We start from the raw sequence: 12066 nt of genomic DNA, 5'->3' as shown, positions 1-12066 counted from the left end.
CTGTAACGAGGGCCCAACGCCCTGCACTGATGGCCGCCGCCATGGCGGACGCTGTCCGCGCGGGTCATCTGGCTCGCCGGGCCGGCCGCATCCCCAAGCGCTTCTGGGCTCAGGCATCCTCGCCCGCGCTCTAGGGGAACATCCGCAGACCCCTCGGGGTGGAGATCATCCTCGAGGATGATCCGACGCGACACTTTCTGGTGACGCGCTCGGCCCGCTTTTGCGGAATGCTGGTACTCATGATCGAGCTGAGGGGCCTGACCAAGCACTACGGGCAGACCGTCGCGGTTCAGGATCTGTCCTTCACCGTCCGACCCGGACAGGTGACAGGCTTCCTTGGACCCAACGGCGCAGGTAAATCGACCACCATGCGGATGATCCTCGGGCTGGACAAGCCCACCGCGGGAACCGCATTGATCAACGGAAAGCCGTACCACGATCTCGACCATCCGCTGCGCGCCGTCGGCGCGCTGCTGGATGCGAAGTGGGTGCATCCGAATCGTTCGGCGCGCGCGCACCTGCAGTGGATGGCCGCCTCCAACGACATCGCGTCCTCCCGCGTCGACGAGGTGTTGCGCCTGGTCGGTCTGTCCGAGGTGGCGGGCAAGACCGCGGGTGGCTTCTCGCTCGGCATGTCGCAGCGGCTCGGCCTGGCGGGCGCACTGCTCGGCGATCCGCAGGTGCTGCTGTTCGACGAGCCGGTCAACGGCCTCGATCCCGAGGGCATTCTCTGGATCCGCCGGTTCATGCAGCGGCTCGCTGCGGAGGGCCGCACCGTGCTGGTGTCGAGCCACCTGCTCTCGGAGATGGCGCAGACCGCCGAGCACCTGGTGGTGATCGGCAAGGGTCAGTTGATCTCCGATACGACCACCCAGGAATTCATCGAACGCGCCTCGGAAGCATCGGTGCGGGTGCGCAGCCCGCAGCTCGAACAGCTGCGCAGCGTGCTCACCTCCAACGGCATGACCGTGCGCGAAGACGGTGAGAGCACCGACGGTCCCGCCCTGGTCGTGGCGGGCGCGACCAGCGACGACGTCGGCAAGCTCGCGGGCGCGAACGACATCACGTTGTTCGAACTCGCGCCGCAGCGGGCCTCGCTGGAAGAGGCATTCATGCGGATGACCGGCGGCGCGGTGCAGTACCACGGTGAAGGCTTCGATCAGGTGATGGGAGGTGCGCTCTGATGGGCGTGCTGGCAGCAGAACGAATCAAGCTCACCTCGACCAGGTCGCCCTGGTGGTGCTCGGCCATCATCGTGATCCTCGGCATCGGATTGTCGGCGCTGTTCGCGCTGGTCGTGCGTTCCTCGGGTGACAATCCCGGCGAAGGGACGCCGACGCTGGACATCGGCACCGCAACCGCGGGCGTCACCGGATTCGGCATTATGGTCCTGATGATCATGGCCGCGTTGACGGTGACCAGCGAATATCGCTTCGGCGTCATCCGGACGACGTTCCAGGCCGTACCCCATCGGACGAAGGTCCTGGTGACCAAGACCGCGCTGGTCGGCGGCTTCGGGGCCGTGCTCACCACGATCATCGCGCTGATCGCCATTGCGGTCGCCAAGGTGGTCGGCGGCTCGAAGGCGGCCGCCGATATCGTGCTCGAGGACCATTGGCGCTCGGTGTACGGCATTCCGATCTACGCGTTCTTCGCCGTCGCGCTCGCCATCGGCATCGGTGTGCTCGTTCGGCAGTCGGCCGCGGCGATCTCCCTGGTTGTGTTGTGGTCCTTGCTGATCGAGCCGCTGCTGAGCGCCTTCGGCAGCTTCGGCCGCAATGTCGCGCCGTTCCTGCCCTTCCAGAACATCACGCGCTTCGTGAGCTCCTCGGAGTCCACCGCGAACTGGCACTGGGGCGTATGGGGCAGCCTGGCCTACTTCATTGCTTTCGTGGCGATCGTCTTCGGCGCGGCGCTGGTCGCGGTGAACCAGCGCGACGCCTGATCGAGGAGCTACCCGAGTAGCCCTCCCTCGCCACTCGGGTGTGGGGTGCGTGACCTTGTCGGGAGGAATCGCGCGCTCTTTTCACCGCCTGCCACTGCCCGGTGGACGGTGCGATCGCCGGTCCGGTGTGTGAATCCCCTTCCACATCGGACCGGCGGTCTCGTTTCCGACGGCTGTCGACCGAGTGTGAACATCGCGGAAACTGTGAAATAGGTCGCTTCCTTCTGCAATCCACGCTAGGTAGCATCGGCCCCAGCAACTATCACGTTATCTATCGGCGGCCCCAATGTTGTGCCCGCTCCGTCTGATCGTGAGGTGGCACATGGTGATAATAAGTAACCCGCCGACGGTAGGTCGGCTGAGATACGCTCGGGGCGTGAGCGAAACACCTTCCGGCGGTGCTGAGCCCGGGTCGACGCCGGAAGAGACCGGCGGCATTCCATCCGAGGTAGCCATACCGCTGGTGCCTATCGACGCGGACGGTTCGCCTCGTCGGGGTTCGGGGCTTCGCAGGGGGCAGCTTTCCACACTGATGAATGCGGCGAATCAGCGACCGGATCTGATCGGCGCGCTGCGCAAGGCGCGTGAGCAGCTGCCAGGTGATCCGGCTTTCGGTGACCCACTGTCGGTTTCGGGTCCCGGCGGCGCTCGCGCGGTCGCCCGCGCCGCGGACAAACTGGTCGGTGACGAACCGAGCGCGGCCCGTGAGATCGGCTTCGGCGCACTGCAGGTCTGGCAGGCCATGTTGGAGCGAGTCGGCCGCGGCAGAGGTAGCCAAGAGGTAACTGTAATGTTCACCGATCTGGTGGCGTTCTCCAGTTGGTCGCTGTCGGCGGGCGATGAAGCAACCCTCGAACTCCTGCGGGTGGTAGCCAAGGCCATCGAGCCGCCGATCGCCGACCGTGGCGGTCAGGTCGTCAAGCGCATGGGTGACGGCGTGATGGCCGTGTTCACCTCGGCCGACCGTGCGGTGCGCGCCGCGACCCAGGCCAAACGCAATCTGGCCGAGGTCGAGGTCCGCGGCTACCGGCCGCAGATGCGCGTCGGGCTGCACACCGGTTCACCGCGGGAGATCGGTGGGGACTGGCTCGGTGTGGACGTCACCATCGCCGCGCGAGTGATGGAAGCGGGTGGCAACGGCAACATGATGTTGTCGGAGGCGACGCTGGATTCGCTTCGGCCGGAGACGTTGGAGGAATTGGGGTACGCGGTCAAGCCTTATCGGCGGAGTTTCTTTGCGGCACCGTTGAGTGGGGTGCCCGAGGACTTGCGGATCTTTCGGCTGAGTTGAGGGTGGGGCTGCCCCGCCTTTCGGGCTGAGTTGAACCGTGGGGGCGGGTCTTTCGGGCTGAATCGGCTTGTTTTTTGGCAGCGCCTGCGGCGCTGCGTGTTCGCGGCCCCCTTGGTCTCGCGTCCGAGCGACCGATGCTCGCGACTGCGTCGCAATTGCATCGGCCGCTCGGACGCGAGACGGGCCGCGAACTCTAGTGCTCGGTCTCGCTGCGCTCGGAAGGTGTCATCGTGCCGAGTGGGTACGTTGGTAGGGATTGTCGCGACCTTGTTGGATACGCGTCGGCTTGTGCGGGGTGTTGCTCTAGTTCATCCAGGCGATCGCGCCTGCCACCGCCAGGGCGGCGCAGACGCCCAGTGCGATCGACAGGGGGCGGAGGGTCTTCCAGGTGGAGTAGGCGCCGCCGAGGAGGAATCCGGCGAGGGCGAGTAGGAGGATGGAGGACACGGCGGGGAGCTTACTGTCGTGCCCGACAACGCGACCACCGTATGGGACGTCCCGATCCGGCCAGCCACTTCTGATTCGCCACCACCACGCCGTCCAACTTGTCCCACACCGCATATCGCCGGTCCAGCGCCGCACAGGCCCGCCCGGTCGTCTGGACTGCTTCCCGGTCGCGCTCACCGACTAACTCCAGCGACCGCGAGTCCAACACCATCACCCGCCATCGACCAACCCCCCACGAGGAAGTCCGGCGTGTGACGTCGCGTCTTGCCGCCCTCCGGCGTCCAAATCGGCCGAAACGGTTGAGGCAGAGCCACGTCGCGCTGTCCGACCGGAACGCAAGAGCTGAGAACCGACACTTACTCGCAGGTTGTGGGGGTTCAGGTGGGTGTGTGCGATTAACAAGCACGCGTGCTTGCTTTTTTCTTGATCGGATGTGATGCTGGTCTCTGGTACGCGGACTTCACCGGTGCGGCAACGCGGCGGCGCCGGGACGGTTCGCCGCAGAGGAGGGCCTCCCAGCTGATGCGTATGCTGGCCGCCGATTCGGACGTGATCCGGATCGGCAACTGTTCCGGGTTCTACGGTGATCGGCTCAGTGCTATGCGCGAGATGCTCGAAGGCGGGCAGCTCGATGTGCTCACCGGTGACTATCTCGCCGAACTGACCATGCTGATCCTCGGCCGTGACCGGATGAAGGATCCGAGCCTCGGCTACGCCAAGACGTTCGTGCGGCAGATCGAGGACTGCCTCGGGCTCGCGCTCGAGCGCAACGTCCAGATCGTCACGAATGCGGGCGGCCTCAACCCGGCCGGGCTCGCGGAGAAACTGCGCAAGGTCGCCGCGGATCTGGGTCTGGATGCCAAGGTCGCCCATGTCGAGGGTGACGACCTGCTCGGGAGGGCGGATGAACTCGGCCTCGGTGCGCCACTGACCGCCAATGCCTACCTCGGTGCCTGGGGCATCGTCGAATGCCTGAACGCGGGCGCGGACATCGTGGTCACCGGACGAGTCACCGACGCCTCGGTGATCGTCGGCCCGGCCGCCGCCCACTTCGGTTGGGGGCGAACCGATTACGACCAGCTGGCCGGTGCGGTCGTCGCGGGTCATGTCATCGAATGCAGTACCCAGGCCACCGGCGGCAACTTCGCATTCTTCAAGGAACTGGCCGATCTCGGCCGCCCGGGCTTCCCGATCGCCGAGGTGCGCGGGGACGGCAGCAGCGTCATCACCAAGCATCACGGCACCGGCGGCGCGGTCACTGTGGACACCGTCGAGGCGCAGCTGATGTACGAGATCCAGGGCGCGCGCTACGCGGGACCGGATGTCACCGCGCGACTGGACACCATCCGGCTCGACCAGGCAGGCCCCGACCGCGTGCAGATCAGCGGCGTGACCGGTGAAGCGCCACCGCCGCAGCTCAAGGTCTCGCTCAACACGCTCGGCGGCTTCCGCAACGAGATGGAGTTCATCCTCACCGGGCTGGATATCGAGGCGAAAGCCGAACTGGCGCAACGTCAGCTGGAGTCCTGGCTGCCCGTGCGGCCCGCCGAACTGAGCTGGACGCTGGCTCGCCTCGACCGGCCGGACGCCGACACCGAGGAGCAGGCCAGCGCGCTGCTGCGCTGCGTGGTTCGTGATCCCGACCCCAACAAGGTCGGCCGTGGCTTCTCCAACGTGGCGGTCGAGCTGGCGCTGGCCAGCTACCCGGGCACCAGCTTCACCAGCCTGCCCAGCAACGGTTCCCCGTACGGGGTGTACACACCGGGATTCGTCGATGCCACCGAGGTGCCGCACGCGGCGGTGCTGCCGGAGGGCACCCGGGTCGAGATCGCGCCCGCGTCGGACACGCTGGAACTGGCCGACGTTGCCGAACCCGAACTTCCACAACTGTTGCCCGCAGGCGAAACCCGCCGGGAACCACTCGGCACGATCGCATTGGCGCGCAGCGGCGACAAGGGTGGCAACGCCAATATCGGCGTCTGGGTGCGCACCGACGACCAGTGGCGGTGGCTCGTGCACACGCTCACTGTGGAGCGGATCAAGGAGTTGCTGCCCGAAGCTGCCGCGCTGACCGTCATCCGGCACGTACTGCCGAATCTGCGCGCCGTGAACTTCATCATCGAAGGTCTGCTCGGGAAGGGCGTGGCCTACCAGGCCCGATTCGACCCGCAGGCCAAGGGGCTCGGCGAATGGCTGCGCTCGCGTCATATCGATATCCCAGTGGAGCTGTTGCCATGAGTGAACGCTATGCGCCGAGCGCACCCCCGTCTCGAGCCGTCGAAAGAAAGCGGGAGGTGACGGGGCTGTGAGTGTTGCCGTGAGCCCGTGGAACACCCCCGAGCGGCGCGAATTGCGCGCCACCGTACGCGGGTTCGCCGAGCGCGAGGTCCTCCCGTATCTCGACGACTGGGAGCGCAACGGCGAGATCCCGCGCGAACTGCACAAGAAGGCGGGCGAGCTCGGCCTGCTCGGCATCCAATTCCCCGAATCCGTGGGCGGTTCCGGCGGTGACGGCATCGACGCGATGATCGTCTGCGAGGAACTGCACCAGGCCGGCGGTTCCGGCGGCCTGTTCGCCTCGCTGTTCACCTGCGGCATCGCGGTGCCGCACATCGTCGCCTCCGGTAACGAAGACCTGATCGAACGCTTCGCACGCCCGACGCTGGCCGGGGCGAAGATCGGCTCGCTTGCCATCACCGAGCCGGGCGGCGGCTCCGATGTCGGCCACCTCACCACCACCGCACGACGCGACGGCGACCACTACATCGTCAACGGCGCGAAGACCTACATCACCTCGGGCGTCCGTGCCGACTTCGTTGTCACCGCGGTGCGCACGGGCGGCCCTGGCGCCGCTGGGATTTCACTGCTCGTGGTGGAGAAGGGCACACCGGGGTTCACGGTCAGCCGCAAGCTGGAGAAGATGGGCTGGCTGGCCTCCGACACCGCCGAGCTGTCCTACGTGGACGTCCGGGTGCCGGTGGAGAATCTGGTCGGTGCCGAGAATTCCGGCTTCTATCAGATTGCGGGTGCGTTCGTCAGCGAGCGCGTGGGCCTTGCGGTGCAGGCATATTCGCAGGCCCAGCGCTGCCTGGACCTCACCCTGGAATGGGTGCGCAACCGGGAGACCTTCGGTCGCCCGCTGATCAGCAGGCAGTCGGTGCAGAACACGGTGACCGAAATGGCGCGCCGCATCGACGTGGCCAGGGTCTACACCCGAGATGTGGCCCAGCGCAGCGCGAACGGCGAAACGGATCTGATCGCCGAGGTGTGCTTCGCCAAGAACACCGCCGTCGAGGCGGGCGAGTGGGTGGCCAACCAAGCCGTGCAGCTGTTCGGCGGGCTGGGCTACATGCGCGAATCCGAGGTGGAACGTCAGTACCGCGATATCCGCATTATCGGCATCGGCGGCGGCACCACCGAAATCCTGACCGGTCTGGCGGCGAAACGATTGGGGTACCAGTCTTGACGACACTACGCACCACCCTCGACACCGGATCGCCGGAGTACACGGCGGCCGCGGAGGCGATGACCGCCAAGCTCACCGAGGTGGAGGCCGAGTTCGCCAAGGCGATCGCCGGCGGCGGCCCGGACAAGCTGGCCAGGCATCGCAAGCGCGGCAAGATGACCGCGCGCGAACGCATCGAGCTGCTCCTCGATGAGGACTCCCCGTTCCTGGAGCTGTGTGCGCTCGCCGGATGGGGCAGCGAATTCCACGTCGGCGCGAGCACTATCGCCGGCATCGGCATCGTCGAGGGTGTCGAGTGCATGATCGTCGCGCCCGACCCGACCGTGCGCGGCGGCACCTCCAATCCGTGGACGCTGCGAAAGACGTTGCGCATCAACGACATCGTGCGCGAGAACCGGCTGCCGGTGATCTCGCTGGTCGAATCCGGTGGCGCGGACCTGCCGACGCAGAAGGAAGTCTTCGTGCCCGGCGGCCGGATGTTCCGCGACCTCACCCAGGCCTCTGCCGCGGGTATCCCCACCATTGCACTGGTTTTCGGCAACTCGACCGCCGGTGGCGCCTACATCCCCGGCATGTCCGACCACGTGGTGATGATCAAGGAACGCTCCAAGGTGTTCCTCGGCGGGCCGCCACTGGTCAAGATGGCCACCGGTGAGGAGTCCGATGACGAGTCGCTCGGCGGCGCGGACATGCACGCGCGGGTCTCGGGTCTCGCGGACTACTACGCGCTCGACGAGCAGGACGCGATCCGCATCGGACGCGCCATCGTCAAGCGGCTCAACTGGAAAAAGCAGGGGCCCGCACCGCGTGCCGCGGTGATCGATCCGCTCTACGACCCGGCCGATCTGCTCGGCATCGTCCCGCCGGATCTGAAGATTCCGTTCGATCCGCGCGAGGTGATCGCCCGCATTGTCGACGGCTCCGACTTCGACGAGTTCAAGCCGCTCTACGGCAGCAGCCTGGTCACCGGCTGGGCCGAGCTGCACGGCTATCCGGTCGGCATCCTCGCCAACGCACGCGGCGTGCTCTTCTCCGAGGAATCGCAGAAGGCCACCCAGTTCATCCAGCTGGCCAACAAGTCGAACACGCCACTGCTGTTCCTGCACAACACCACCGGCTACATGGTCGGCAAGGAGTACGAGCAGAAGGGCATCATCAAGCACGGCGCGATGATGATCAATGCCGTCTCCAACTCGAAGGTCCCGCACATCTCGGTGCTGATGGGTTCCTCCTACGGTGCGGGGCACTACGGCATGTGCGGGCGTGCCTACGATCCGCGCTTCGTCTTCGCTTGGCCGAGTGCGAAATCCGCTGTCATGGGCGGTGCGCAGCTGGCGGGCGTGATCTCCATCGTCGGCCGCGCCGCCGCGGAGGCGAAGGGGCTGCCGTTCGACGAGAACGCCGACGCCGGGATGCGCGCCATGATCGAGGCCCAGATCGAGGCCGAGTCGCTGGCGATGTTCATGTCCGGTCGGCTCTACGACGACGGCGTCATCGATCCCCGCGATACCCGCACGGTGTTGGGAATGTCCTTGTCGGCCATTCACAACGCTCCGATCAAGGGCGCCGATGGCTTCGGCGTCTTCCGAATGTGAGGCCCGCGATGCAGATCACGAATGTCTTGGTTGCCAACCGCGGCGAGATCGCGCGGCGCGTGTTCGCCACCTGCCGCAGCATGGGTATCGGCACGGTCGCGGTCTACTCCGACGCGGATGCCGCCGCACCGCATGTCGCCGAGGCCGACGCCGCGGTGCGGCTGCCGGGTAACACCCCCGCGGAAACCTATCTGCGCAGTGAGCTCATCATCGAGGCCGCGTTGGCCACCGGCGCGGACGCCATCCACCCCGGCTACGGATTCCTTTCCGAGAACGCCGAATTCGCGCGTGCCGTGCTGGCCGCCGGGCTCGTCTGGATCGGCCCGCCCGTCGAAGCCATCGAACAGATGGGTTCGAAGGTCGCCGCCAAGAAGATGATGGATGCCGCAGGCGTGCCCGTGCTCGCCGAACTCGATCCCGCCGAGGTCACCGAGCAGCATCTGCCGGTGCTCATCAAGGCGTCCGCGGGTGGCGGCGGTCGCGGGATGCGCGTGGTGCGCGCCCTCGCCGAGCTGGAGCCGCAGATCGCTGCGGCGCGCCGCGAAGCCGAGTCCGCGTTCGGTGATCCCACCGTGTTCTGTGAGCGGTATCTCGAAACGGGCAGGCACATCGAAGTGCAGGTCATGGCGGACACTCAGGGCACCATCTGGGCGGTCGGTGAGCGCGAATGCTCCATTCAGCGTCGCCATCAGAAGGTGATCGAGGAGGCTCCCTCCCCGTTGGTCGAACGGACCGAGGGAATGCGGGAGCGGCTGTTCGAGGCGGCCCGTCTTGCCGCGGGCGCGATCGGATACACCGGTGCGGGCACCGTGGAGTTCCTGGCCGACGAGGCGGGCGAGTTCTTCTTCCTGGAGATGAATACCCGGCTGCAGGTGGAACATCCGGTCACCGAATGCACCACCGGACTGGATCTCGTGCGATCGCAACTGGAGGTCGCGGCGGGCGGTGAGCTCGCCGCGTCGGCTCCCGCGATGCGCGGACACTCGATCGAGGTCCGGCTGTACGCCGAGGATCCCGCACACGACTGGCAGCCGCAGAGTGGCACGGTGCACCGCATCGACATCCCCTCGGTGACAACCGAATTCGGTGTTCTCGATCGGCCGGGTGTGCGCCTCGACACCGGTGTCGTCGACGGCTCGGTCGTCGGTGTGCACTACGACCCGATGCTGGCCAAGGTCATCTCCTACGCCGACACTCGCGCCGAGGCCGCGCGGTTGCTGGCTACGGCATTGCACCGCGCGAAGATTCACGGTCTGGTGACCAACCGTGATCTGCTGGTGCGCGTGCTGCGGCACCAGGCTTTCCTCGCCGGTGACACCGATACCGCGTTCTTCACCACCCATGGACTGGAGGCGCTCTCCGCGCCCTTGGCGTCCGAGGCCGACGAAGCGCTGTCGATCGTCGCGGCCGCGCTGGCGGATGCGGCAGCCAATCGTCGCTCCGCACGGGTCGGCGGCGGTTTTCCCGCGGGCTGGCGCAACCTGCCCTCGCAATCGCAGCGCAAGTCCTACGAGAGCCGGACCACCGGCGTCCACGACATCGGCTACCTCTGCACCCGCGACGGCGTGACGGTGGACGGTCGCGACGGTCTCGAACTGGTCGAGGCAACACCGGATCGGGTCGTGCTCGCGGTGCCCGGCGAACGTGGCCTCGTGCGTAGGCAATTCGCGGTCGCGCGCTACGGCGACCTGGTGTGCGTCGATTCGCCGTTGGGCCCGGTGAGCGTGCGCAGGCTGCCGCGTTTCAGCGACCCGGCCGACCAGGTGGCCACCGGTTCGCTGCTCGCGCCGATGCCGGGCAGCGTGATTCGGCTCGGTGCGGAGGTCGGCAGCCTGGTGGAACAGGGCCAGCCGATCCTGTGGCTGGAGGCGATGAAGATGGAGCACACCATCTCCGCCCCGGCCGCCGGGGTGCTCAGCGCCCTGAACGTCGCCGTCGGCCAGCAGGTCGATGTGGGCGCCGTGCTCGCCGTCGTGGATCCAGTCGACGACGACAACCAGGTGGCCCGATGAGAAGCCATCGCGCAGCGATCATCGAGGCCGACCGGGTGCGGGTTTACCGCATGACAAAGGAGATTTGATGAGTTTTATCGAGACCGAAGAGCAGCAGGCGCTGCGGGCGGCGGTCGCCGCGCTCGCGTCGAAGTACAACTACCGCGACTACGTGCTCCCGAAGGCGCGCAAGAACGAGCCGCTCACCGAATTGTGGGACGAGGCAGGCAAACTCGGCTTCCTCGGGGTGAACCTGCCGGAGGAGTACGGCGGCGGTGGCGCGGGCATGTACGAGCTGTCGCTGGTGATGGAGGAGCTCGCCGCCCAGGGCGCGGGTCTGCTGCTGATGGTGGTGTCACCGGCCATCTGCGGCACCATCATCAGCAAGTTCGGCACCGACGCGCAGAAGCAGGAATGGCTGACCAAGCTCGCCGACGGCAGCGGCAAGATGGTTTTCGGCATCACCGAACCGGATGCCGGGTCGAACTCGCACCAGATCACCACCACCGCGCGCCGCGACGGCGAGGACTGGATCCTCAACGGCCGCAAGATCTTCATCTCCGGTGTGGACCAGGCCGAGGCGGTGCTCATTGTGTCGCGCACCGAGGACCACAAGACCGGCAAGCTCAAGCCCGCGCTGTTCATCGTGCCGACCGATGCCGAAGGCTTCCAGAAGACGCCGCAGGAAATGGACATCATCGAGCCGGACCACCAGTTCACGCTGTTCCTCGATGACGTGCGGCTGCCCGCGACCGCGCTGGTCGGCAGGGAGGACGCGGCGCTGATGCAGCTGTTCTCCGGCCTCAACCCGGAACGCATCATGGGTGCTGCGATGGCCGTGGGCATGGGTCGCTACGCCATCGAGCGGGCGGTCGAATACGCCAAGGAACGCACGGTGTGGAAGTCGCCGATCGGTGCGCACCAAGGCATTTCGCATCCGCTGGCCCAGGTGAAGGTCGAGCTGGAGCTGGCCAAGCTGATGATGCAGAAGGCCGCGACGCTCTACGACGCGGGCGACGAGATGGGCGCGGCCGAGGCCGCGAACATGGCGAAATACGCTGCGGCAGAGGCGAGTATCAAGGCGCTCGATCAGGCCATCCAGACCCATGGTGGTGCGGGACTGACCAAGGAGTACGGCCTCGCCGCCATGCTCGCCGCAGCGCGGATCGGCCGCATCGCGCCGGTCAGCCGCGAAATGATCCTGAACTTCGTCGCCCAGTACTCCCTCGGCCTGCCGAAGTCCTACTGATATCCGTGCCCATGTCGTCCCTACCGGCATCGCCTTCCAGAGCGGTTTCGTGGATCCCGGCCAGTGCCGGGATCCACGGAAT

9 protein-coding genes and 1 pseudogene are annotated in these 12066 nt (G+C 66.7%); 9 read left to right on the top strand and 1 reads right to left on the bottom strand.

Annotation, left to right across the window (positions count from 1 at the left end; genetic code table 11):
• From thiG to ACLMAL_RS11205, 4 genes and pseudogenes are all read left to right on the top strand, one after another.
• Positions 1-134, top strand: a pseudogene (gene thiG / locus ACLMAL_RS11220) (thiazole synthase); the annotation flags it as partial.
• Between the two features lie 105 nt (positions 135-239).
• Positions 240-1184 (top strand): ABC transporter ATP-binding protein, encoded by a 945-nt coding sequence (locus ACLMAL_RS11215; protein WP_411998984.1) that lies wholly within the window; start codon positions 240-242, stop codon positions 1182-1184.
• On the top strand, positions 1184-1945 hold the full coding sequence (locus ACLMAL_RS11210) for an ABC transporter permease (RefSeq protein ID WP_411998983.1): 762 nt from the start codon (positions 1184-1186) through the stop codon (positions 1943-1945). The genes ACLMAL_RS11215 and ACLMAL_RS11210 overlap by 1 nt, the downstream gene beginning before the upstream one ends.
• 376 nt (positions 1946-2321) lie before the next feature.
• On the top strand, positions 2322-3236 hold the full coding sequence (locus ACLMAL_RS11205) for an adenylate/guanylate cyclase domain-containing protein (RefSeq protein ID WP_411998982.1): 915 nt from the start codon (positions 2322-2324) through the stop codon (positions 3234-3236).
• A 303-nt stretch (positions 3237-3539) separates the two neighbouring features.
• Here the strand turns inward: ACLMAL_RS11205 and ACLMAL_RS11200 are convergent, their stop codons facing one another.
• The gene (locus ACLMAL_RS11200; protein WP_406234125.1) at positions 3540-3683 is read right to left on the bottom strand and encodes a hypothetical protein; all 144 of its coding nucleotides are present in this window, start codon (positions 3681-3683) and stop codon (positions 3540-3542) included.
• 522 nt (positions 3684-4205) lie between these two features.
• On the opposite strand from ACLMAL_RS11200, the gene ACLMAL_RS11195 reads away from it, so the two are divergent.
• From ACLMAL_RS11195 to ACLMAL_RS11175, 5 genes are all read left to right on the top strand, one after another.
• Positions 4206-5921 (top strand): acyclic terpene utilization AtuA family protein, encoded by a 1716-nt coding sequence (locus tag ACLMAL_RS11195; RefSeq protein ID WP_411998981.1) that lies wholly within the window; start codon positions 4206-4208, stop codon positions 5919-5921.
• Positions 5922-6000: 79 nt separating this feature from the next.
• Positions 6001-7149, top strand: a complete 1149-nt coding sequence (locus ACLMAL_RS11190; protein WP_411998999.1) for an acyl-CoA dehydrogenase family protein — start codon at positions 6001-6003, stop codon at positions 7147-7149.
• Positions 7146-8744 (top strand): acyl-CoA carboxylase subunit beta, encoded by a 1599-nt coding sequence (locus ACLMAL_RS11185; RefSeq protein WP_328406910.1) that lies wholly within the window; start codon positions 7146-7148, stop codon positions 8742-8744. The genes ACLMAL_RS11190 and ACLMAL_RS11185 overlap by 4 nt, the downstream gene beginning before the upstream one ends.
• 8 nt (positions 8745-8752) lie before the next feature.
• Positions 8753-10756, top strand: coding sequence for an acetyl/propionyl/methylcrotonyl-CoA carboxylase subunit alpha (locus ACLMAL_RS11180; RefSeq protein ID WP_411998980.1), 2004 nt, complete (start codon positions 8753-8755; stop codon positions 10754-10756).
• A gap of 67 nt (positions 10757-10823) precedes the next feature.
• A complete protein-coding gene (locus tag ACLMAL_RS11175) occupies positions 10824-11984 on the top strand; it encodes an acyl-CoA dehydrogenase family protein (RefSeq protein ID WP_411998979.1) in 1161 nt (386 codons plus the stop codon).
• Positions 11985-12066: the final 82 nt, after the last annotated feature.

Source organism: Nocardia sp. CWNU-33 (assembly GCF_046764895.1).
Lineage (GTDB): Bacteria > Actinomycetota > Actinomycetes > Mycobacteriales > Mycobacteriaceae > Nocardia.
The sequence above is the reverse complement of the archived record's forward strand: the minus strand, read 5'-3'. Positions and strand labels throughout refer to the sequence as shown.

Coding starts and splice junctions, on each gene's coding strand:
- ACLMAL_RS11215 (WP_411998984.1), top strand. CDS start 240: ATGATCGAGCTGAGGGGCCTGACCAAGCACTACGGGCAGACCGTCGCG.
- ACLMAL_RS11210 (WP_411998983.1), top strand. CDS start 1,184: ATGGGCGTGCTGGCAGCAGAACGAATCAAGCTCACCTCGACCAGGTCG.
- ACLMAL_RS11195 (WP_411998981.1), top strand. CDS start 4,206: ATGCGTATGCTGGCCGCCGATTCGGACGTGATCCGGATCGGCAACTGT.
- ACLMAL_RS11180 (WP_411998980.1), top strand. CDS start 8,753: ATGCAGATCACGAATGTCTTGGTTGCCAACCGCGGCGAGATCGCGCGG.
- ACLMAL_RS11175 (WP_411998979.1), top strand. CDS start 10,824: ATGAGTTTTATCGAGACCGAAGAGCAGCAGGCGCTGCGGGCGGCGGTC.